Origin of the sequence: Pseudoalteromonas sp. SR45-6 (assembly GCF_014163545.1) — a bacterium.
Taxonomy (GTDB): Bacteria; Pseudomonadota; Gammaproteobacteria; order Enterobacterales; family Alteromonadaceae; genus Pseudoalteromonas; species Pseudoalteromonas rhizosphaerae.
Genome location: NZ_JACJDM010000003.1, coordinates 32,495 through 57,367 on the forward strand (window position 1 = coordinate 32,495; position 24,873 = coordinate 57,367).

Below are 24,873 nucleotides of genomic sequence, written 5' to 3' on the forward strand. Positions count from 1 at the left end.
TTTTGGAGCTAATCGTGGCTTTTAAACAACAGTTTTTTTTACTTAAACGCCAGCGTTCTTTTTGGCTTACTATTTGCCTGTTTATCATTGTGGTGATCTCAAATTCATTATCACTGTTTAATTCATCAAATGCCTTTTTCTATAGCCGTTTAGCAAATCTTACACAAAGCCAGCAAAGCAATGTTGTGATCATTGAAAGTGAGCATTTAAGTCGCGAACATAATGAACTAGTACAACAACTATTAAGCTATCAACCAAAAGCAGTATTGGTTTTTGCTAATGAACAACTAACAGTAAATAAAACCTTGACGGACATGGCACAAAACACTGTTTTTTACCCACACCCTAAAAATGACTACTGCCTACCACATATAAACGATTGGTCTGGCTACAATGTTGAATTAGCCGCTATGGCTGACAGCTCATGTCTGGCAATTTGGCCGGCACTGTTTAACGACCTTGATAGTAGCAAAAGTGTATTGCTTAACTTCGCTTTAGCCCCTTCTGCACTGCCAAAGTTTTCAGCTGAACGGCTGATGACAATGGACATTATGGCCAGCCAGTTACAAAACAAAATCATTATTCTCGGTCAACATAATGCTGGTTTAGGGGTAAAACTTAATGCGCCTAAATTAACCCAGACATCAAACTATTTATTACTTACTGCTTATATTGCCGATACACTTGATAAGCAAAGCAGCATATCGCTACTGACACTATGGCAAAGCACCCTACTGCTGCTTAGTATTTCTTTACTACTGCTGTTCGCTTTTCAAAAATTATCAATTAGTTACAGTATCGTAATTGCAGTGCTAACAAGTATATGTTGGTTTGGCTTAGGGTATTTTATTTTAGTGTTTCAGCATTTATTTTTACCCGTTGGCCAGATGACCATTTTTACCTTTATTACACTAGTGTGGGTAATATTGGTTAGAAAACTCAACGAAGACAGGGAGCTCACTAGCCTAATTGGGAATATTCAACAGAAAATGGCTGGGCGCTATTTACCAAAGTCATTTATTTCTCAAAGCTCGCCTTGGGATGCGATTATTCGCCTGGTAACTCAACAACTTGCTTTGAATAAATCGATATTTTTAGCGCGTAAAGAAGGCGATCACCGACTAACCGAAATAAGAGCCGTCAATTGCCACCTTAGTGATATTAAAGAAATGCGCCGCGATTATAAGCGCGCGCCATATTCAGATGCTTTAAAAGAATTTGGTGTTGTGCCAATTTTGCGCCCATTTTTTAATGAGCTAAGTGACGGTGAGCTGCAATATATCGTGCCATTGATCTATGCCGGTGATGTGCGTGGTTTTTGGGCAATGACAGTAATGCCTGATGCACAATTTAACAAACAAGCATTTGAGCGCAATGTAAATGCCTTTGCCGGACAAGTGGGTGAATTACTGTTCCATTATCGAATTATTGAATCACAAAATAATGCTAATGATAGCGCCCTATCTCAACTACTCACTTTGAAATTACAAGAACCGCTCAGCCAGCAAGTGAAAACGTCGATAGCGGAAATGGAACAAAAGCTAACGACCTTAGAGCATGTGTTTAATAATGTTCGCTCTGCGACTGTATTATTTAATTTATTTGGTCAAGTGGTGCAAATAAACAAATCGTTAGAAAAACTAGCTGCGCAGCATCAATTCTCTATTTTTGATATGACAGCATTGGATTTGCTCTGCTTAGTTACTGATTTAGATACTGAAACCGCGAAAGGTAAATTACGCTTTATCACCTTACAAAAAGGCGATATTTATCTTCAAGCTAAGCTTGATGAAAATACCTATATACTCAATGTTCGAGCAATGGATGCAAGTCATCTACAAAATGCATCTGGCGAGCCATTTCAGGTTTCAGGTATTTTATTTGAGTTTATTGATATTGCGTTTTTTATTGAGCAAATGCCCAACAGCAAACAACTGTGTGATTCATTATGCAAACAACAGCAATTTTACGCTCAAAACTTGATGGAGCCATCAACTAGTGGGTGATTTTATTTTACAATTGTTTCCAGCAGGTGGTGGCTTAGGTCAATCGGTGATCACCACTGTATGGATAGGCATTACTGTTGTTTGTTTGTTAAATTTACGATTTGGTTTTCCGCTTACTGGGCTTGTTGTGCCTGGTTATTTAGTGCCACTACTTATTGTTAGCCCAACCTCAGCCGCCGTTATCTTAATTGAAGCGGTAGTAGTGTATGGCCTAATGCTCTTTAGCGCTAAGTACGTAATGCAAAAATTTGGCTACGCCGAGATGTTTGGTCGTGACCGCTTTTTTGCCATTATCTTGATCAGTATTTTAGTGCGTGTAGTCATGGATACTTTGTTTTGGCCATTGATTGCTAACGTGCTCAGCGGTTGGGATATAACCTTTGATTATTCATCACAGCTTTATTCCCTGGGGTTAGTTATTATCGCCCTCACTGCCAACGTGATGTGGAATGGTGGCTTTAAGTACGGCATGAAAGTTACCATTGTTCAGCTACTAATTACTTTCTTATTAGTTCGTTTTGCACTCATGCCAATGACTAACTTTAGCATCGCCAATTTAGCAATTATGTATGAAGCGGTTGCCGCATCAATTATAGCGGCACCAAAAGCCTATATTATTTTGGTGATCACTGCGTTTATTGCGTCGCGTGCCAATATTAAATATGGCTGGGAATTTAATGGCATTATGCTACCCGCATTATTGGCGCTGCAGCTTATGCAGCCAACTAAATTGCTCACATCCTTTGCAGAAACAGCCATTATACTGATCATTGGTGCTTCGCTATTAAACTTTACGCGGTTACGTAATGCCAATATTGAAGGTGCAAGATTATTGCTATTTTTCTTCAATATCGGTTTTATCTATAAGTTATTTTTAAATTATTTTGTGGTGCACTACTACCCTGAAATAAAAGTTACCGATACCTTTGCTTTTGGTTATATGCTGTCTACGCTTTTAGCATTAAAAATATATCAAAAAAGCGCACTAGGCTTAGTGATCCGAGCCACCTTTCAAACTTCAATCCTAGGCGGTGCGTTAGCCATTGTGATCGGCTTTATTATCATGTTTATCCCTTCTTTATTTGTTACAACTGACATTAAAGAATTGCAAAGCACAAACAAAGTCAGCGCTCTTGGTCAACAGATCAGTGAATATAAAAGCTACCTTTATACGATCAATAAAGGACAACTAGACATCAGCAGTTATCAAGCTAGTCAGGACAAAAATAACTTTAAACAAGCGATTTATGAAATTAATAAAGCCCCTAATTCAATAGAAAACTTACTGCTGAATAAACAGCGCTTAGCTAAACTTGATTTTCAATTGCAATTTGATGATAGTTATATTTACATTCGCGATGCTAGAAAAACCTCGCAACGCGGGTTATTTGTTATTTCTCGAAAACCAAGCGCAGATTTCATAGTCACGGTACCATTTCCCACTTCAGAAAGTTTAGCGAGCGACTCTGCGGGGCTTATATTTTCACACTTTGACAGTCGTGCCTTAGTATTTGGTACCAGTGCTACACCAACGACGGAATTAACTCATAATAATAAACAAAGTCCTTATTATTTAGCATTTATTGAAGCGCTGGGGCTTGAGCAACTATTTCAAGTACGGGAAGTTAACAATCGCACAAATCGTTTGTTAATCAAAACCCCTGTCGGCGCAACAAGTCAGTATTGGATTTACAATCAGTTACCAAGCTCACTCAGCCAACGTTTGATCCAACAGCTATTAGGACATCAAGAGACTTTTTTTGGTCAAGCAACCAATAGCTCTTTACCTGCAGCAAATTTTAATGGCCAGCTGTTTGAAGTGTTTTTAAATAGTGATAACTACACTACGTTATTAGCTAACATATCTCGTGATGAAAGTAATAACGAGGACAACGCAATTAGCTATGCAACGCAGAGCCTGAATGAAGTGATTGAGCTATTTGCTGACAACATTACCGCTAAAGGCAGTGGCGCTTATAAACCATTAACGGCAAATCAAGCCGCCTTGTGGGAATTTGAAATATTACACCCTCTATACCGTTTAAAAACTAAGCTGACGGATCAAGATGTAGATGAGAATATAATCAATCAACTAAATCAAATTAATGCCACAGCCAGACTAATGGGCTATCAGCTAACATTACTCAATAACGCGCAAGGTCGCTTTTTACTTATCGCCCCTTTCGTTGATGGGGCTGCAATAGCCTATGGTCAAGGTTTCTATGTCATCAATCTGACATCAAGTACCCAACTTAATATTGAAGTACCGCGACCATTATTTGAAAGTAATACCTTAAAGTTTGCCACTGAACTATTTGTAAATAGCCGGGCAGAGCATTTACTGATCGCCGGTGCCCATCCTTATGCGCATCCACAAGCGAATGTATTATTACCCAATAACGTTGATTCATTATTTAATGTGGTTCATCAAAGCTATTTACGGTTTGCACAAAATAATGCCATTTTAAACTTACAAATTCGTAGTCACAGTGCACCATCATGGATCAGACCCACCGCCCTAGCTTTTGAATATACGCAATCAAATAACGCCCACCAGCATCTTTTACAAACACTTAATCACAGTTTGCAAGATTTGGCTGTTGATTACCAAGTTGTGCAAGGCCAAACCGCGACAAGAGGTTTAGAGCTTGGTACGTCGCCGCAATCTGGCTATCAAATATTTGCTCCCCACAGCGAACTAGCAACCCTGTGGCTTGCATCTGATTTTAAACAGCAATTTTCTGTTAACCAGCAAAGTCTTTTACAACGCTTGCTCGCGATTTCAGCGCAACCAACAATTAAAGTAATGAATATAACCACATTATCGCCTGCCAATTGGCAAGCTGTAAGTTCACAGCAGCAAAGTCATTTTTTAAAAACGATTGAGCGTTATGCCAGCACGCAACGCTTGACGGCACTGGCACAACTATGTAAACCATTCGCTAACTGTGAATTACAAACAATTGAATTTGAAGGCCGCCAAGAGTATGCCCTCGCGATCAGACAAAAAGGTAAGCTGTTGGCAATTTTTAATCCGATAACAAACCGTCTCACTGACCAAAACCGTTTTAACACTATGATGATTGAGGGATCGTATGCAATTTATTAAACGACTCTTAAAAATACTCATATTGCTCCTAATACTTACTGGGCTTAGTTTTGCGCTGTTTAGTTTTTATCTGTGGATACAGTCAGCTGAACCTATAACTAGCCGTTCGGATGAAGAGACACGCTCTAACGTTCAATGGCTAAGCACTGAAAAACCATTGATTTTTTCGTTTTCTAGCACTAGAACACACTCGATCCGAGTATTATCAAATGCGATATTTTCTGAACCACAGGATTTAGATAAACCGATAAACTATGCCATTGAATACGCATTCTTAAATGAAAAAAAACAAGTAATTAGTAGTCATGTCTATCACCATGCGTCAAAACTAACACCTCCCGACAATGAGCAACAAATAAAGCAAATTATTGAAAATCGGCAAGCTTTACAGGTCTCATCTGGGCAATCTTTTTATATCAGCCCAGAACAATTAAAGAACGTTACCAGCGTATCATTAAAGTTAATTAGCGAAGATAGCCAAGTTATGGGAGTTGTAGTGCGAGTCCATGCTAAAACACATAACGATAATGATGATAAATACAGCGCGTGGCTCAAGTTACCATTAGAGCGAAGAGAGCGAAGCAGCGCATATCACAGTATTGGGGTTAATGCGTTATCAACCACAGAAATAAACAATGCAGTTACCTATTCATGGCTAAAACTTGCTCCACAAGGTATTCCTGGGATCGACTTTAAAGCCGACATTTTATATGAAACGCTGCCCTACAATGTTGTTACTTATGACTTTGCGCAGCAACAACTTAATTTAAATGACTATTACACCGATGCGACACTGTGTGCGAGCATTGAACTAAAACAGCCAGATTCGCTTATTTTCAGTCTGGACAAATCAGCTGAAATCAATTTAACTTGGTATGATTTAAGTCAGTTTATTGCACCACATACTGTGCTTTATCGCGCAAATACAGCGCAGCCACTGAGCTTTATTACCGAGCCATTAGATATTGGTTTAGTAACTATATGCAGCACCGAGCCACTGTTAAGTAATTGGTCTTTTAGCTCACTACAACCGTTAACGACCGCACAAGATGGTTACTATCAAATAAGTAACTTATTAAATGCTCGCTTCACACTTGAAGGAAGTAGCGATATTAACATCGATCTCAGATCATCTAGTCGAGGTCATGCTACTGTGATTGTTTATGATCAAGATAATCAGCCAATTGATACCTTTACTATTTCTTATGACGATGAATTATCTGAATTTGATCGAGTTATTCTAGATTCCACACAACGAGAAAAAATCCCTAAAGCAAATAGCTTTTATTTACGTCTTAACGAACGTGCAGCGGCATTGGTAATTACAACTGAGCAACCGACTCTTGTACGTGTCAAATCACGTAATAGCCAGTTTAACTATCAACGTACGGTATGCCATACGAAATGTATTGAAGATCCAAACTTTCATGATATTGCCGCTTGGTATGAGCAACAAGCTGATAACCATTACGACTTTACTGAACAAGATAGTTACGTCAATATCCGAGTTTTCCAAGAGCCACCAGAGATCCTAATTAAAGACAGTTTCTATCAATCAAGAGAGCTGTTTAAACAATTACCGATCTCTAATGTCGCATTGGTCAATAGCCCAACAAAATATTTTACCCCAGTTACTGAGCCCAGCCCTTATAACTTTGCACCATTGCAAAATAAGCATCTGCTGCAAGCGGCGACTAATGCGCCAAGTACAGATCCAGGCAGTGTGGTTTATCAACTAAACAACAAAACAGCCAGAGAAGTAAATTTAGTAGACACTGACTTTGAACAACTGGCAAGTATTGAAAAAAATGCCCAACAAATTTATCAAAACTGGCAAGGACAACGCCCGTGGCTTAAACAACGGTTGTATAAACTTACGGCAAATACGCCACTAAAATTAGCATATCCAACGCAACGCCCGTACAGTGTGGTATTAAAAGCGTACAGCCATTATGCTGAGCAGAGCATTATCATCGATATTGCTCAACGTGCTAAATACCAAAGTGGCTTAACCCATGATTATAGTATTGCAAACAAGCGCTATGGACTTCAGCCGAGCCGCTTAAGTGATGCCTTTTTGATCCATCCAAAAGACAGTCAACTATTTGCTTACCCGGCAATTACTCAACAGCTCAATGCTGATGTTCGTGCGCTCAACAGTTTAACCATTACAAGCAATAAAACCGTCTGGATCGCAGTATTAGAAGAGTACGCTAACGAAGAAGTAAAAATAAGGTGGTGGAATGATGATGCAAGCTAAACGCTTACTTGCGATAATATTACTGTTATTAACTAGCGCAAGTTACGCTAGTTCGTCATCACAAAATGGTGCCTATGCGGTTACAAAAGCCCAACTAGCGCAATGGCTGAGCACGCAAACAAACTTGGCGCAAGGCAACGAACTAACATCAGCGTTAACTTTAGTAACGAAAGATGAACACGTTATAGCAGGAGAAATAAAATACCAGTCGAGTGGCAGTCAGTGTATTGCCTATGCTCCGCACCGCTATTTTGACAAACACAGCTACCCTATTGCGATGGCTCTATTTACTGAATGCCAGGTTTTCTTAGCCAATACCATACATCGCAATACACTTGCAGCTGATGGACAAAAAAGTGATCTAGGTAAATACCACTACAGTGTTACCAATGCGTTTATTCAAAGCTACGCCAACACAGTCGATCAGTTCGTTATTTATCAGATACACGGCTTTGATCCAAAAAAACGACACACTAAAAAAGCACGCAATAGTGATGTAATAATCAGTCATGGTGCCAAGCCAGCTACAGCTAAATTACAGCAAATAAGCCAGTGTTTAACTGACAAATTACAACTTGCCAGTTATGTATATCCGTTAGAAGTTACAGAGCTTGGCGGCACAAAAAATATTTTAAATAAAATTCTGCCAAGCAATGGCGAATTTTTCCATATTGAATTAAGTGATATATTACGCGCGAAACTTGTTCAACAGCCTACTTTGATGAGTCAATTTAAAATATGCATTACGCTATAACTGCTATTATTTTCAGCCTATTGCTTACTTTGAGCCCACACGGCTTAGCCAGTAATGACAATATTTTGAGTTCGCCTATGTGGCTAAATGTGACACCTAACGTGCATTTAGATAAATCTCAGCAAGCGATGTATTTTGAAGCTAAACAAAGTCGTTATCTTTGGCTGGCAAAAGGTCAATGGCTGGAGCTGGATAGTACAACATTTAATTCGTTTATTTACAGCTCGGGGACCAGTCACCTTGCCCAGCAGAGACTCAATGTGAGTCGCGATTTTATCTGTGAACAAGCCAAGTGTCAGTTACCGATTGCATCATATAACCGCATTTTAAAAATCACCAATCACCTTGATGAAGGTGTAACCTTAACGGCAATGGTCGGTGAAACAAACCGTCACCGTGATAGCTTCCGACGCGCCGTAAAGCTACCACGAGCGGTAACTCGTTTACAATATGGTCAAAATATTGAGCATTATTATCACTTTAAAGCGGGCGAAAAAGTAAAACTGTACTTTCAACACGCTAAAAAATTAAAACTAACTGTGCGCAAAGATTTACTAAATAAAGATATTAACGGCAAAGTCTATACCTATGTAAATGAGCAACCGATCAGTGTGCTCGGTGTTATTGCCAGTCGCGCCAGCGAGTATAGTGACCAACACATTGGTTTGGCCAATACCGATTACTTAGCAATAGATAAAGGTGAATACCTAACTATACGTAGTGAAACAGACGCTTATATTAAACTTGAGCAAAATCACAGAGCAATTTTTGATGATCAAGCAATGGATAAGCAACAAGAACGTTTGTTTCAACCATATTGGGTTAATAATTTAGACAACACGCTGCGTGCTATCTACTCTCAACACGACTTATCACAGCTAAACAATTCACCTTATCAAAGTGGTGAATTACTTTCGCAACGTCGTTATCAAGATTTACTTAGCACAATTTCATCTCGCGATTTTCTTGTTCCGAAGTCGCAGGATAAAGCGTACTTTAATAGTCAATTTAAGCAGTTTGATAGCTTTAGCGGACTGCGGATGGTTGATGATACTGGCTACCCTGTACTATCAGAGCACTATGCGCAAATACATCAATTAGGCCAGCAACAGCATCAATTTTCTCTAAACAATAAACAGCGCGTGAGAACGACGATAACACTGCATGCGCGCAGCAGTGTCGATAGCCAATTGTTAGTTCGCAGTGGTAACTTAAAATGGCATTTAACCTTGCTAAAAAGCGAAAATTTTGCCGCTTTTGAGTTAAACGTGCCTTTAACAACAACTCAATTAAGCATTCAGAATCTTCAGCAACAGCGCCAACCAATTGAATACGTAATGCAAAGTGATCAATTACTAGATTTACCAAATAATGAATTGCTCTATGCACAAGCAGGTACGCTAAAAGAAAAAAGTAATCTTATTCATAACTTATTGGCCCAGCAAATTAGCCAAATCGGTGATGAGTTTACTGCCGCACTGCTCCCTTATAAACCACTGAAAACAAAAACTGCGGCAATAACTTCCACTGATACTATGCATTGGCAACATCAACTCGGTGAAGCTGAGTATTTAATGGCAGAGCATCCACTTCAGGCACTGCAATTAATTAAAAAATTAGTCAACGTGCCCAATACAGATATTGCAATTAAAGCGTGGCAATTGCGTCTCACTATTTTGATGGCGCAAGGGCGCGACGCTTTAGCCAAAAGCTACCTTGAAGGGCTCTACAAAAGCAGCCAAGAAGTGGCTATCAAATCCTATGCTGGCAATCAGTTGATACAACAATATCAAACATTAGAGCAAGACTATAAACTGCAAGGTTTATGTGCCAATGCTTTAGATTTATTAGCGCCATGTAGGAACATTTTGATTGCGCTTGCAATCAAACAACAAAAAAACTTACTCGCATTGTGGTTAAGTCATGACTTACCTAATCAAGCGGCATTGCAAACAAGCTTTGCAAAATTAAATTGGCGCGATTACAGCGAAGCAGATATTCAACAGCCCAGCTACGAACTTGATTACCCAGGCACGCAAACGCTTGCCAGCCCAACGGGGTTAATACAAGCACTGGTGGTTAATAAAAGCCAAGCGGTAACATTCAAAGCGCAAAGCCAACCACTCACAATTGCCCTAAGAGCGCGCAGTACCAGTGTTCAAAATGGTCAATATAAAATGAGCTGGTTGTTTGCACAACAGACATCGCAATCATCAAAATCAGCGCAACACACTGTACTGCCAATTTTTTCTGATATTAACTCGCAAACCCTATTACGCAATGATGCTCAACCGCTGTCGATCTCCAGTGACGCGTTGATCACATTACAAGCTGGTGAGTCAGTTCGCTTATATAGTGATCAACAAACATTTATTTCCTATAAAATACTCTCGCAGCCATTGACGACGACGTATAATTATCAAAATATGGCAACCCGCTATTTTTGGCAAACACCATTTATGGCGTTGCTATATGACACCGATATCAACATGCAGACGTTATTGAATAATACCTTATTTAAGTTAGCGGATAAAACGCTAACCACCAATGAGTACACGCAAGTTTTAGCGAAAGTAAATGCCCTGAGCTTACCTCCACAACTCGCGCAGTTATTTTCACGTATACAAAGTTATGGCCAGTGGGTTCCTCTACAAGACTATACTGACTTTGCTGGCACGCAACTCATTGCTGTGGATTCTCAAGATGAGAGTAGCTATAGCGACCAATTACTGCGTACCAGTAGCCAAGGCGGTTTTACGCAAGGATTAGTCTTACGCCCACATCATGATTTACATATTGACTTGAGCCAAACCCGCTCAGAACAAATTCGTTTAAACTTTCATTTTTCGGTCGCAGAGTTATCTGCAGCGGCTGACTTATCCCAAGGGAATGTCGCGAACGTTGCAATAAAATTAGCCACATCGGAAAAAGTTTGGTCAATACAACCTGATAAACCAACTGCATTTGGTTTTAATAAAACTGAGCTAACCGATAATGTGCTCTCGTTGCAATGGCTTAATCCTTATTTATCACAAATGATGACAATCAGCGCACAAGAGTACCGTAATGGTCGCTGGTATGACTTACCGCTTAGCAATAACTTGTTATTTTACACTGTTCTGCCAGAGCGGCATTTAATCGCACAATTACCAGCCGATCGCTTAGTTAAGCTCGAGCAAATGCTCCCAAGCAGTATTGTTGGTGAATTTGAACAACGCCTTGAACGCAGCTTTTTCCACCCAGCAGGTAAAATAGAAGTCAGCACCGACAGCATCAAGCACGTTCGCTTATATACTTGGCAATTGAGTGAAAGCAATCATAAAATATCTAATTTTGAAGCCGAGCAAAACAGCTTCGCAAACACCGTAATTTACCAACTGCCCGTTGCTCAGCGTGCCCTGCAAACTGAGGTCGCACAGTTTCATCCAGACGACTTAAGCTGGCAAGCATTTATTAATTATGACCGCCGAGGTATTTTTGAATCTAGCGAAAACGTCCCTATTCGTCATAGTATGGATGTTGGCGCTAGGTTTCGATTAAGTGACGATGAGAATTGGTATCGTCTTGATCTTACTTACTCTTTGAGCGAACAAGATAGCGAACTATTTTCGATTGATGGCTATCATTCTTGGCAAGATCATGACAGTCCTTGGTACGTCGACAGCGCCTTGCAAACCACATGGCAACCAAGTCAAGCAGACACTGACAGCCAATATGCATTTAATACCTATGTGCAGATTGGTCAGATCTGGCGCATTGATGAAAGTCATCGTCATCAATGGCAAATAAGTCCATTCTACAGCTACAGCAGTGCTAATATTGAAGACTTTTTATTTGATCCTAAACTCAATTCAGACATTTATAATTTTTATCGCGAAGATCACCCGCATGGTTGGCGAGGCGAATATCAATATCGCTATCAACCGTGGGTTGATAGTTACTTTAATTTTCTCGCCGGCAGCACGTCCAATGCCGATTGGACAAGCCTAGATATTTTGCGTTTTGGCGCATCTTGGCATCAATATTATCAAGGGCAAATCTTCCAAGCCGGATTAACCAGTTACTATAAGTTTGCTGATAAACATCGCCCTAATAGCACATGGCAATACATCACCAGTGTAGGTTGGCGAAAACAGCTGCCATTAGGTAACTTTTCACAAGGGTGGATCAAAGTACGTTGGGACCAAGATTGGTTTAGAAATGACCATAACATCAGTCTCGAGTTTTCGACTGGCAATATAGCTGACACCGGTTTTGGTGTTTTCTCTCACGACGAAATTATTTTTGAGTCACTGCAACTCAATCACTTTTTAGAGCAGAATTAATATGGCAAACACCAAGAAAGTTACTCCCTCTAGCGAATTAAAAGATCGCTTAGAACATCTATTGTTTGCTGATATTGCTAATTTTTGGCTGGACCTTTATCGCCAAAAATACCGTCAACTTGTTGATGAACTAGCGCAGTGGGAATTGCTGCAAAATATGCCCGATGGCGAAGATCAGGATATTTGGCTATTGCGCCAAGCAATTGCTTTTCTACGTCATCGCGTAGAACATAAACAGCAAAGTTTACAAAAGTTGGATGCCGGTTATCTGCTTTTTATTGAAAGACTCAGTCATGCAGAAATCAGCGCCGAACGTGAATTCCATATTTTAGATTACGCTCAGCAACTAGGCGCCACGTCTGAACAATTACGCCAAGATAAACTTGCCTTTAATCGTTGGTTTGACGAAGGTGCTGTGATCAACCGTTACCAAGATATAGTCGCTGATATTGAACAAACTCTTAAATTTTTAATTGGAAAGCTTGGCGACTTAAGTAATCGCTATTTAAAAAAATCTTCAAACGATATAGCAAAAGCGTGGCAAACTCTGGACTTAGAGAGCTTCTTTTTACAATTATTAACCAAGACCGATAATGAACATGTAAGAAATGCGCTATACCGTGCCTTAGCGAATCAAGTACAACTGATGCATAACTATGATGGCGATCCAGAGCTAAGTGCAAATTTAATTGAAACCTTAGTATTAGCATTAGAAGAGGTGAATACACCGCATTTAGCCCGTTTGGATATATTAGAAATTTTGATCCATCAACGGCCAACCTACATTCGTGCATTTATGCAGCAGCTGATCCAACAAACTGATCAGTGCCAACTTAATGCTGAAGAACGGTTATTTATTTTAGCTGCGTTACCAAAAATTTTAACCAGCCAGAACACATTGAGCCACTTATGTGAAAACCTGTTAATGCAGTTAGCCGAACACAGTTATCCACGAGTAAGGCAAAGTGTTATAGAGCAAGCTGGTAATTTTTCTGTCAGTTTTTTACAAAATTTATTAACCGAACGATTAAAAATAGAAACCGTTGATGCCGTGCGCTTTACGTTAGTTAAACAACTAAGTAGCCCTCGTATAGATACCGACAACTTTGCATTCAAACTCTGGTGGCAACTATTAAGTGGTAATGAAAGCTTTGCCATTAAACGTTTAACGTTAGAGCTCACTGCTCGTATGATGCTCAATCAACAATTAGAGACAAACCAACCAAATAGCGTTTTCACAACTTATATCAATTGTTTAAATGAACGATTGCAGAGCGAGCCGGTGCTGGCTATTCGCCGTTTTATCAGCCGTACCAGAGAGCAATTAGTTGCATTTGAGCATCAAAATTTAATGGCTGAGTTAGAGCAAGTATTACCAAACTCTGCAACCCTATCTCAGCTCGATAAAGAATTAGATGAAGAGTTACTTGGTCGCTTACTCAGTCGTAAAGCTCAGCAAAGCGAAGGCTACAATGTTAGTAAAAATAAATTAACATGGCAGATCCGCAGTGGTTATCGTTATGCGTTTAGGTTGTGGCGTTTTATACATGAATGGCGCAACCCAAGCACAGACAAACGCCAAAGCTTTAATCATAGCAAAGCCCGAAAACCATCTGCCTTTATGCATGTGCCTAGTTGCTCTGTAGCGGAGATAAGCACTACCAATGTTCCTGGCGAACCGTTATTTGATACTGATGAATACTCAGCGCGGCCACATTTACCGTTACCTGATTTCTTACTCTCGGTACTGAGCCAAGACAATTTAAAACAGCCAGCAAAGACCTATACGCCAGATGGTATTTTATTAATTACCCCGCCAAAGTCATTATTTCAGCGAATTAGCAGTTATATTTGGCTAAGTATTAATATTGATAGTTTAGATACGCAACGTAAAGGTAACGAAATAGAGCAAAACAATTACCTGACAGCACTCAATAAGCATGGTTTTAGTTTTGAATTTAAAGCCTATGGTGAACAACTCGGTTGTACGTTTGATGTAGAGCCAAATATTAGTAAGCTTTATAATAAGCTAAGTTTTTCTCCACTACTGGTAAATATTTGGCTGAATTTTAAAGAGTATCTTTACTCAATCTATCAAAACAGTATTGGTCAGCTTATCTTTTTTGTAGTTGGTTTTATGGTTTATTTTTGGGGACGTCATATTCGCATAAGCCGACGTATAAAAACCGACCGTCAAGCAATTCCAGTCTGTATTGGTGGTTGGGGCACCCGAGGTAAATCTGGCACTGAACGCTTAAAAGCCGCGCTGTTCAGCAGTCTTGCGTTAAAAGTAATAACGAAAACAACGGGCTGCGAAGCAACCCTTATTTATGCTCGCTCCAATGGTGAACAATTTGAAGTGCCTTTATTCCGCCCATTTGATAAAGCCAGTATTTGGGAACAAAGTGATGTTTTACATTTTGCTAAAAATGTCAAAGCAGATGTCTTTTTATGGGAGTGCATGGGCTTAACACCTCGCTACGTCAAAATACTCAGGCAGTGGATGCAAGATAACTTTTCAACTATTACCAATGCCTATCCTGATCATGAAGATATATTAGGACCAACAGGTATTGATGTGGCTAAAGAAATGGCAAACTTTATCGCCCCCAAAAGTCAGGTTTTTACTAGCGAACAAACCATGTTCCCTATTTTAGATAAAGACGCTACACAAAAAAGCAGTACCTTAATTCAGGCACATTGGGGCGATGGTTATCAAATCACACCCGACATTAGAGCACTTTACCCATATGAAGAGCACCCGGATAATATTGCTTTAGTATGTAAGATGGCAGCCTACATTGGCCTGGAAAAAGACTTTGTATTTAAAGAAACAGCACAGCGTATAGTACCTGACATTGGTGTTTTACAACACTTTAGCCCTGTACCTTTTACACATTTTAGCATGTCATTCGTTAATAGTATGTCAGCCAATGAACGCTTAGCGACCATAGAGAACTGGCGACGCTTAGATTTATTTGGCCTAAGCAAGGATCCAAGTAAACAAACCATCGCCTTGATTAACAACCGAAATGACCGTGTAGCACGTTCAAAAGTGTTTGCCCAGATGCTCGTCGAAGATTTACCGTTTGATAAAATGGTTGTCATTGGTACCAATGTTGATGGCTTTTATAGCTATTACTTGCACGCTTTTGCTGAGCGCTTTGAACGAATAATTAGTAATAATGATTTACAGGAATTAGAATTGTTGTGCTCTCAGCTACACTGCATTAAAGAAGCAGATACAGTTGCCGAAATAATGAATAAAGCACTTGAAGGTAGCTACCAGGCAAAAGAATTTACCGCCTTGAATAATGCAGAGCAATTTACTGATTGGCTCAATGGACAGGCACAAACATTAAGTGAACAGCAGCGGATAAGTTTGCAAGATGTTTTTAATCACTATTTAAGCTATCAACAGATGCGGCCTTTGTTGAGTGATTTAAAAAAGAATCAACATAATTTACAAACAATATTATTGGAATTAGTCAAAAGTAAATGCATATTAATTACTAACTCCAAGGTCACCCCCGATCAATTAACGATCATGCTAACGGCACTTGCGAGGCCTCACTGTCACCAAGTCATCATTGGTATGCAAAACATTAAAGGAGCTGGCTTAGGCTATGTTTATGGCTGGCAACAATGGCAAAAGATTTACGATAGCATAAGTATGCTTTTAGATAACAATTGCTCAGCTGAACAGTTTAAAAAAACCTTAACGCGCTTATCACTGATCAGTACATTTAGTCAGCTTGAGCATGCTTATTTAAGCAGTGCGTTATTAGAGATAAAAAAAATGCATCATGCGCAAAATGAATACAGCCAAGCAGAGCTTGTGCATATTAATGAACGTTTGAATAAACATCAGCAACAGCTAGACAATAAAACCGACAGCCAGCAACAAGGCCCATTAAAAAGATTTGCCAGACAAGTGGCTGAATCATTTTTAGATGCTGGGGCTGCTGTTAAACGCAAAAAAATTGCCAACCAAGTTTATAAAGATATCGCAACCCAGCGTATTACTCTTGAAAAAGCTATTACGGTCTTAGGAAAGCTAAATCGCAATCAAAAGCCCGGCTGGTTAACATTTTCAAATAAAGATAATAGCTAAGTTAATCATACCGTAAAAACCTACAAAGCCTTAATTACTAATTAAGGCATACCGACCTAAACAAATGTATTAACTTAATTTTCAGCTAAAATTTTAGTTATAAAATAAGTAAAATATTTTCAAAGTAATTACATTCAGCAAGTCACTGTTTGCAAATGAATTATTTAAAAAAGACAAATAAAGCAGTGAATTATTGCGAAAACGCTCATGTTCAACATTTGACCGAACCCAATATTTATAGCAAAATAGTACCATGAATTGTTAATGAAAATGTTAACAAAAACAAAATGAATTACTTGGTAGGAAAAGTACTATGAAAAACTCATTGTTTAAGCTTGCAACATTACCTTTATTGATCGCTTCAGGCTTTGCAGCAGCATCAACGAACCTAGTAGCAAATGGTTCTTTTGAAAACACTGCAACAATTTCTGGAACATGGGGATTATTAAATCAAGTCTCAGGTTGGCAACGTTCAAACAATGCTAAGTTTGAAATCCAAACCAATAAGCTTGGCCTTATCAAACCTCAAGATGGCAGCCAGTATTTAGAGTTAGATTCGACAGCTAATTATAGCGTTTCGCAAACATTGAATACTGATGTTGATCATAACTATGAAGTAAGCTTTTATTATTCAGCACGTGTAAGTGGTGATGCAAATACTAATAAAGCAGAAGTATATTGGGATGGTGAGTTACTCGATACGTTAAATTCAACCACCAAAGACTGGCAAAAGTTTACGTACACTGTAAAAGCAAGTTCAGCAGCAACCGAACTTAAATTTATCGGCGCAGGTAAATCTGATTCATTAGGTGCGTTTATTGATGATGTTAAAGTAACTAGCCAATGTGCATCTGGCTTATACGGTATTAATAACTTCGGTACGAATGAAGAAGGATTTGTTTACTTTTTCAATACTGACACAAACACATACTCTAAAGTAACGGGTTTAAGTAACACGGCATCAAATATTGCATCACATAATGGTGTTTTATATTTCATGGAGCAATTAGATAGCTCGACTAAAATCTCGCAAATTTTATCACTTGACCTTGCTACGAATGAGCAGGCATTGGTTACATCTGCAACTTCGTACCCGATTTACCGCTCTGCAATGAACGCTGATGGCACAACATTACGTACCACAAGCAAAACATACATGTACGATTTTGACCTAGCTACAGGTGATAAAACAGTACTTGGTAAATTAACTTTCCCTGGTGATTCGTTCGCTGATGGTGATATTGCTTATTCAGCTGATAATAATGTTCTTTACGTTCTTACCGGTAAAGCACTTTATACTATTGACCAAGGTTCAATGGAGTTGTCTTTAATTGGTGAGCATGGTGTTGATCAAGCATCTGGTATCGCAATTGCTGCAGATGGCACAATTTATGTTTCAGGACGTGTAAAAGGTGAGAACGCTAAAATTTACCGATTAGATCAAAATACTGCGGCGGCAACATTCATTATGGATGGCCCTTCACATGTTAATGATTTAACGTTTGTTGATAGTAACTACTGTAACTAATTTACACTGTTAATAAGTCTTTATTTAAAGGCCGAGTAATTTATTACTCGGCCTTTAGTATTTGTTACACAATGCCACCTTATTTACCCGCTATACAAAAAATGAGCAAGTGTCATTTCATTACGCTTATTACCGCAAAGCCCCTTAGTGCCTTACGCTGACGCTTTAAAGCCATCAGTAATCTAACTATCGCAAGCACTTCCCCTGCACTGCCCGTGTATGTATACTTAGGCGCAATTGTAGCTAGGATAAGGGTGTGACTCTTACCCACTAAGCAATCTTAGTGAGCAAACCATTACCTTAGCTGCATTAAAAATAATATTCATGGCCACCCGTTCTATTTGTGTTGAAAGCACATGAACGACCAAAGCAAAAAATATAAGGCCGCAATAATTAACGTTGAGTTAGGAAGTAAATATGAGTTCATTACCTAAAGCAGGTGATTTTTTAGGGCATCCTAAAGGATTATTTCTGTTGTTCGGCACAGAAATGTGGGAGCGATTTGGTTATTACGGCATGCGTGCCATTTTAGTACTTTATCTTGTTGCTATTGTCCAAGACGGTGGTTTTGGTTGGAGTAATGCAGACGCACTAAGCCTTTATGGTACGTTCACAATGGCGGTTTATATCACTCCATTATTTGGTGGTTGGTTAGCTGATAACGTACTTGGTCAACGAAAAGCTATTATCATCGGCGGTCTACTAATGGCTGCTGGCCATTTTACTATGGGTATCCCCCACGATATGTTAGCCGGCCAACAAGAAAACGTATTTTATATCGGTCTTGCTTTATTATGTATGGGTAACGGTTTATTTAAACCTAACATCTCAACTATGGTTGGCGACTTGTATAAAGAGGGTGATCAACGTCGTGATGGCGCCTTCACAATCTTCTATATGGGTATCAACTTAGGTGGTGCGCTTGGTCCACTTGTTGCGGGTTTCGCAGCTGCATCTATGGGTTGGCAATATGGCTTCATTGTAGCAGGTGTTGGTATGCTTGTATCTGTGGCGATGCAAGTGGTTTTAAGTAATAAATACTTAGGTGATATTGGTGTTGTTCCTGCAGCTAAATTAGCGCAATCACAATCAACTTCAGATACCAAAGAGCCGCTAACTAAAGTAGAAACTGACCGTATCAAAGTTATTTTCACTATGAGTGTATTTAGTATTATATTTTGGATGGGTTTTGAGCAAGCCGGTGGCTTGATGAATTTATTCGCAAATGATTACACAGACCGTATGTTGTTCAACTTTGAAATTCCAGCCTCTTGGTTTCAATCATTAAACTCTATTTTCATTATCATTTGTGCTCCTATCGTTGCCATCGTTTGGCTAAAACTTGATAAACGTGAACCTAATTCACCCGTTAAGTTTGCCATTGCGTTGATATTTTTAGCGCTTGGTTTCATCACTATGATTTTAGCACTTATGACTCAAGGTCACGGTGAGCCATTACAGATCAGCATGATGTGGTTAGTGTTATTTTACTTATTCCATACTCTGGGTGAATTATGTTTATCACCTATCGGCTTATCAATGGTGAGTAAACTAGCACCACTGCGTTTAGCATCAATGCTAATGGGTATTTGGTTCCTATGTACTGCGGTTGCAAATAAGATTGCAGGTTTCGTTGGTTCATTCTTAGGTGAAGGCGAAGAAGCGCTTGATAACGCATTAGGCATTTTTATTGGTTTAGGTGCCACTGCTGTTCTCTCTGCTGTGATCATGTACTTACTAAGCGATAAGCTTGTTAAGTGGATGCACGGTGCTGAAGGTCAACACGAGCCACAAACACAAGAACACATTTTAGCTGAAGAGCTTGAAGTAGTTGCTGAAAAACCGTAACTCTGTGTTTATTATCTCCCCACAAGCTATGACGCTTGTGGGGATTTTTGTTGCTCTATTTATATCACCATGATTAATTCCTGCCAACCAAACGTCGATTTAAGTTACGATATTAATAAGGCTGACTTCAAAGCGCGTAACAAAAGATTATAAATTACTTTTCAACAGCTTCATTAAACACATCTGATAGGCCACCACGCACGTTCAACGAAACGCTGTAGCACTGCTAGCAAAATGCCCCAGCCATTACTAGTGACCTTAGCTTAGCGCAGAAGAGTTAGTTTTTTAACAAATACGGCTCTAGCGTAAACAATTTATTACACCACGTATATTTAATAAGGGGTGAATAGTTCCTTTATTTGATTATTTACCCCCTTAAATAAGAATAAATTAATTCTATTTATCAATAAGTTAACGAAAGTTTAAGTTACTTAATACAAGACCTTTCAATACAAATCTCAAAACCAAGCATTAATGCTTATGCATTTTAAAATGATCGTCCCATTTAATTTACAAAGAGCCGTTTGCCTAAATAGCTATCGGCTCTTCCCCTGCTGCCAATTATGGTTAATTATCTGCGCATCAGACACAACAAGACGCAGTGTTTATTGCGGGAGAATTATAATGAGTGAAGTAACTAACCCTTTAGGTTTGGTAGGTATCGAGTTTACTGAATACGCTACACCTGATGCAGATTATATGGATAAAGTATTTACCGATTTTGGTTTTTCAAAGCTCAAAACATTTAAAGGTAAAGACATTGTTTATTACAACCAAAACGATATTCACTTTTTACTAAATAATGAACGTGATGGTTTCTCTGCAGAATTTGCAAAAAGTCATGGTCCTGCAATTTGTTCTATGGGTTGGCGTGTAGAGAATGCTCAACAGGCATTTGACACCGCAGTAGCACGTGGTGCAAAACCAGCGACTGATTCAACTCATAAAGACCTACCATACCCGGCAATTTACGGTATTGGTGACAGCTTAATTTATTTTATTGAGCAATTTGGTGATAAAGGTTCAATCTATGAGCAAGACTTTGAAGACTTAAGCGAACAAAACATTGTTGATGATAAAGGCTTTATCCGCATCGACCATTTAACTAATAACGTTTATAAAGGCACTATGGAAACATGGGCTAACTTTTATAAAAACGTATTTGGTTTTACTGAAGTTCGTTACTTTGATATCAAAGGCCAAAAAACAGCCTTGATCTCTTATGCACTTAAATCACCGTGCGGCACCTTCTCGATTCCAATCAATGAAGGTAAAGGCAACGATAACAACCAAATCGATGAATACCTTGGTGAATACAATGGCCCAGGCGTGCAGCATTTAGCATTCTTAACAGATGACCTAGTAAGCTCACTAGATAAGCTTGATAAATCAACCATTGCCACGCTTGATATTATTCCTGAGTACTACGATACAATTTTCGATCGTGTACCTTGGGTTGCAGAAGATAAAGAAAAGATCCGTGAACATCAGATCTTAGTCGATAGCCAAAGTGAAAATTGCTACTTGTTGCAAATTTTCTCGAAAAACTTATTTGGCCCAATCTTTATCGAGATGATCCAACGTGTTGATGACGGCGGTTTTGGTGAAGGTAACTTCCAAGCACTGTTTGAATCAATCGAGCGCGACCAAGAGCGCCGCGGCGTTTTATAAGCACCGTATTGTAAATTTAAAAAGCAGCGTACTTCGCTGCTTTTTGTCGTTTCATCAATATTATAAATGACAATCTGAATTTCACTGTTTAAATCGCGCTATTCATCACCATATCCACTGTAAAGCGCGACTGACTAAACCAAAGGAAATGTAATGAGTTTAATTAACGAAACCCATGATATAAATTTAACTAGCTGGGTTGCCTCAGCGAACGTTGCAAATTGTGACTTCCCAATTCAAAACCTACCATTTGCAGAAGTACGTCGTAAGAACTCTGACGAAGCTTTTCGTGGTGCCGTTGCCATTGGCGACCAAGTTATCGACCTTGCCAAAGTAAACGAGTTAGCTATTTTCTCAGGCGATGCACAAACAGCCATAGCAGCAGCAAGCCAAGCAACATTAAATGAATTTATGGGTCTTGGTCAGCAATATTGGTCAGCGCTACGTTTAGCATTATCTAAAGCATTACGCGAAGGCGCCGCTGAACAAGCTAAGTTAAGCGACGCATTAATTGCCCAAGCAGACATTGAGTTTGCATTGCCATGTCGTATTGGCGATTACACTGACTTTTACACATCTATCTATCATGCAACAGCAGTCGGTAGCTTATTCCGTCCTGACAACCCGTTACTGCCTAACTATAAATGGGTCCCCATTGGTTACCATGGCCGTTCTTCATCAATTGATGTGTCAGGTCAAACCTTTCATCGCCCAAATGGTCAAACTAAGGCGCCAGACGCTGAAGTACCATCGCTTGGTCCGTGTAAACGTTTAGATTATGAGTTAGAGCTAGGCATTTATTTAGGTAAAGGTAATGAATTAGGTGATGCCATTGCTATCGAAAACGCTGAAAACCATGTATTTGGTTTTTGTGTATTCAATGACTGGTCAGCACGTGACTTACAGGCATGGGAATACCAACCATTAGGTCCATTCCTTGCGAAAAACTTTGCTTCAACTGTATCACCGTGGATTGTAACCACCGAAGCATTAGCACCTTATAGAACATCATGGACTCGTGATGAAAATGACCCACAACCATTAGATTATTTAGAATCAAGCCAAAACCGTGAGCTTGGCGCCTTTGATATAAAAATGGACGTACAAATTGAGACCGCTAAAATGCGTGAACAAGGTGCTGCACCTTCATTAGTATCTAAATCAAGTTTCAAACATTCATACTGGACAGTGGCACAAATGGTGACTCATCACACAGTAAATGGTTGTAACTTTATGCCAGGTGATATGCTGGGCTCAGGTACGCAATCAGGTCCGACTCATGAAGAAGCCGGTTCATTACTTGAACTGTCTCGTGGTGGTAAAGAAAAAATCACCCTTAATAACGGTGAACAACGCAGCTTTTTAGAAGATGGCGACAACGTTATTATGCGTGGTTGGTGTGAAAAAGCCGGTTTTGCTCGTATCGGTTTTGGCTGCGTAGAAGGAACGGTTCTTCCTGCTAAGTAACTAAGTTGTAAACATTTATTAAATGTATTTATTATAAGGAGGCGACCAACGCCTCCTTTTTTAAGATTAATTACAATTTTTTACTGGCTTTTTCAGCTCAGATTGCTATCTTAATTCGGTTAATAGCCAGTGTTTATAAGCCATGTCAGCATTTATTAAGTCTTTTTATCACAAATTATTCCCAGCTAGACAGCTGTTGATCCGCCAAAATGGTGAGGTTAAACATGTGATATTAGCACCTTGGTTACAAATATCAGCCGTAGCTATTATTTTAATTGCTTTAATTTGGTTGGCTGTTTCGACCCTGCGAATATACTCTCAAACCAACAAGATTTCCGATATCGAACAAAGCCAATTATCAAAACAACAACAGTGGCAGCAACAAAGTAAAGAACAACAAGCACAATACGATAAACAGTTAGCCCAGCTTGCGGTGCTAGAGCAAAAGCATGCTTTATTGCAGAGCATGATCGATTCTTTACCTGAGTCGATGAGTAATCCCACACTGCCAGCAGCGCCGCCAGAAGGTGAACTCGGCGAACAACAAGAAGAGTTCCACGAACCATTAGTTGATGAAAACCCTAACAGCGCACACACTCTTTCACTCTCTGACTCTGTTAATATCGAGCAACGTTTTGCACTACTCGATAGCCAATACCAACACAGCTTTTTACAAATAGAGCAACAAATAGAACGCCGCCAGCACGATATTTTAGCGATGCTCAAAGGTGCAGGACTTGATACCGCCTTGGCGCGTCGTCTAGATGGTGATATGACAGAAACTGCGCAAGGTGGTCCGCTGGATTTATTTGATGAATCAAAGATCCCAGCTGAATTTTTAGTCATCGCAGATAAACTATTGGCGTTGAATAAGCTTGAAAATTTACTCAGTGAGTTACCGCAAACTCTGCCTGCAGCAAATTACTATATTTCGAGTAGTTTTGGCCTGCGTAAAGATCCAGTGAATAACCGTCATGCTTATCATAAAGGTGTTGATTTAGCAGGTTGGCATAAAACCGAAATATTCGCCCCCGCTGATGGCACTGTATTACGCGCAGGACGCAACGGTGGTTATGGTAATTTTATCGAACTGCAACATAAAAACGGCTTTGTAACTCGGTTTGGTCACTTAAATAAAATCAACGTTAAAAAAGGCCAAACGGTAACCAAAAATGATGTTATCGGATTAATGGGCAGCACTGGCAGAAGTACTGGCACTCACCTACACTATGAAGTATTACTTAACGACAAACATGTCAATCCAGTCAAAATAACAAAGGCGCTTTCTCGTGTTCGGTAAAAAAAAATCAACAGTAAGTAGTTCTGCAAATTCTCAACTAAAAAGAACTAGCCACACTCCTTCGATCATTTCTGAAGATGTTCGCTTAACGGGCAGCTTAGTGAGTCAAGGTGAAGTACAGCTTGATGGTCGCATAGATGGTGATGTTCGTGTTAACCATTTAGTTATTGGTAATACCGGTTGTGTTGAAGGCTCAGTGGTCGCTGAAAGCGTGATTGTAAAAGGTAAAGTAATCGGCTCGCTCAACGCCAGCAAAGTAGTTATTGAACGTTCAGCGCAAGTGCACGGGGATGTTTATCAAGATACTTTAAGTATTGATGCTGGTGCAATTATTGAAGGTAACTTAAAACAACGCCATGAAGCTGAAACGGTTGAATTAATTACCAATAACGCAGAATCAAAGCCGGAGCTTACATCTGCGCTCAGTGAAGGTGATAATGACTTGTCGTTTTTCAACAAACAAGCCGCAGAGAAAAAATAATCGCTTTATT

General features: G+C 39.4%; 12 protein-coding genes. All 12 read left to right on the top strand.

Going from position 1 to position 24,873, the window contains the following annotated elements; all coding sequences use genetic code 11:
• Positions 1 to 14: 14 nt before the first annotated feature.
• The 12 genes from H5158_RS02235 (at position 15) to H5158_RS02290 (ending at position 24,863) form a co-directional block, all read left to right on the top strand.
• Entirely contained in the window at positions 15 to 2,006 is a 1,992-nt protein-coding gene (locus H5158_RS02235) for a hypothetical protein (protein ID WP_145237321.1), read from the top strand.
• Complete coding sequence (locus H5158_RS02240) at positions 1,999 to 5,115, top strand: poly-gamma-glutamate biosynthesis protein PgsC/CapC (RefSeq protein WP_182739373.1); 3,117 nt, start codon at positions 1,999 to 2,001, stop codon at positions 5,113 to 5,115. Before H5158_RS02235 ends, H5158_RS02240 begins: the two co-directional genes overlap by 8 nt.
• Positions 5,102 to 7,375, top strand: a complete 2,274-nt coding sequence (locus tag H5158_RS02245) for a hypothetical protein (protein ID WP_182739374.1) — start codon at positions 5,102 to 5,104, stop codon at positions 7,373 to 7,375. Before H5158_RS02240 ends, H5158_RS02245 begins: the two co-directional genes overlap by 14 nt.
• Positions 7,359 to 8,129 (top strand): hypothetical protein, encoded by a 771-nt coding sequence (locus tag H5158_RS02250; protein ID WP_182717066.1) that lies wholly within the window; start codon positions 7,359 to 7,361, stop codon positions 8,127 to 8,129. Before H5158_RS02245 ends, H5158_RS02250 begins: the two co-directional genes overlap by 17 nt.
• 77 nt (positions 8,130 to 8,206) lie before the next feature.
• Positions 8,207 to 12,454: an autotransporter outer membrane beta-barrel domain-containing protein gene (locus H5158_RS02255; RefSeq protein WP_220491208.1), complete on the top strand. Its 4,248-nt coding sequence runs from the start codon at positions 8,207 to 8,209 to the stop codon at positions 12,452 to 12,454.
• Position 12,455: 1 nt separating this feature from the next.
• Entirely contained in the window at positions 12,456 to 16,568 is a 4,113-nt protein-coding gene (locus tag H5158_RS02260) for a poly-gamma-glutamate synthase PgsB (RefSeq protein ID WP_182739376.1), read from the top strand.
• Positions 16,569 to 16,881: 313 nt separating this feature from the next.
• A complete protein-coding gene (locus tag H5158_RS02265; protein WP_182717063.1) occupies positions 16,882 to 18,096 on the top strand; it encodes a hemolysin-type calcium-binding protein in 1,215 nt (404 codons plus the stop codon).
• 417 nt (positions 18,097 to 18,513) lie between these two features.
• Positions 18,514 to 19,944 carry a peptide MFS transporter gene (locus H5158_RS02270; protein ID WP_149980828.1) on the top strand — a complete coding sequence of 477 codons (1,431 nt, stop codon included), beginning with the start codon at positions 18,514 to 18,516 and terminating at the stop codon, positions 19,942 to 19,944.
• A gap of 624 nt (positions 19,945 to 20,568) precedes the next feature.
• On the top strand, positions 20,569 to 21,615 hold the full coding sequence (gene hppD, locus H5158_RS02275) for a 4-hydroxyphenylpyruvate dioxygenase (RefSeq protein ID WP_182739377.1): 1,047 nt from the start codon (positions 20,569 to 20,571) through the stop codon (positions 21,613 to 21,615).
• Positions 21,616 to 21,768: 153 nt separating this feature from the next.
• Positions 21,769 to 23,082 (top strand): fumarylacetoacetase, encoded by a 1,314-nt coding sequence (gene fahA, locus H5158_RS02280; RefSeq protein WP_182717062.1) that lies wholly within the window; start codon positions 21,769 to 21,771, stop codon positions 23,080 to 23,082.
• Positions 23,083 to 23,224: 142 nt separating this feature from the next.
• Positions 23,225 to 24,382: a M23 family metallopeptidase gene (locus H5158_RS02285; protein WP_182717061.1), complete on the top strand. Its 1,158-nt coding sequence runs from the start codon at positions 23,225 to 23,227 to the stop codon at positions 24,380 to 24,382.
• Positions 24,372 to 24,863 (top strand): polymer-forming cytoskeletal protein, encoded by a 492-nt coding sequence (locus tag H5158_RS02290; RefSeq protein ID WP_145237352.1) that lies wholly within the window; start codon positions 24,372 to 24,374, stop codon positions 24,861 to 24,863. Before H5158_RS02285 ends, H5158_RS02290 begins: the two co-directional genes overlap by 11 nt.
• Positions 24,864 to 24,873: the final 10 nt, after the last annotated feature.

Bases quoted from the DNA above. Each gene is read 5' to 3' on its own strand.
- H5158_RS02245 (WP_182739374.1), top strand. From the start codon at position 5,102: ATGCAATTTATTAAACGACTCTTAAAAATACTCATATTGCTCCTAATA.
- H5158_RS02250 (WP_182717066.1), top strand. From the start codon at position 7,359: ATGATGATGCAAGCTAAACGCTTACTTGCGATAATATTACTGTTATTA.
- H5158_RS02255 (WP_220491208.1), top strand. From the start codon at position 8,207: ATGTGGCTAAATGTGACACCTAACGTGCATTTAGATAAATCTCAGCAA.
- H5158_RS02260 (WP_182739376.1), top strand. From the start codon at position 12,456: ATGGCAAACACCAAGAAAGTTACTCCCTCTAGCGAATTAAAAGATCGC.
- H5158_RS02265 (WP_182717063.1), top strand. From the start codon at position 16,882: ATGAAAAACTCATTGTTTAAGCTTGCAACATTACCTTTATTGATCGCT.
- H5158_RS02270 (WP_149980828.1), top strand. From the start codon at position 18,514: ATGAGTTCATTACCTAAAGCAGGTGATTTTTTAGGGCATCCTAAAGGA.
- hppD (WP_182739377.1), top strand. From the start codon at position 20,569: ATGAGTGAAGTAACTAACCCTTTAGGTTTGGTAGGTATCGAGTTTACT.
- fahA (WP_182717062.1), top strand. From the start codon at position 21,769: ATGAGTTTAATTAACGAAACCCATGATATAAATTTAACTAGCTGGGTT.
- H5158_RS02285 (WP_182717061.1), top strand. From the start codon at position 23,225: ATGTCAGCATTTATTAAGTCTTTTTATCACAAATTATTCCCAGCTAGA.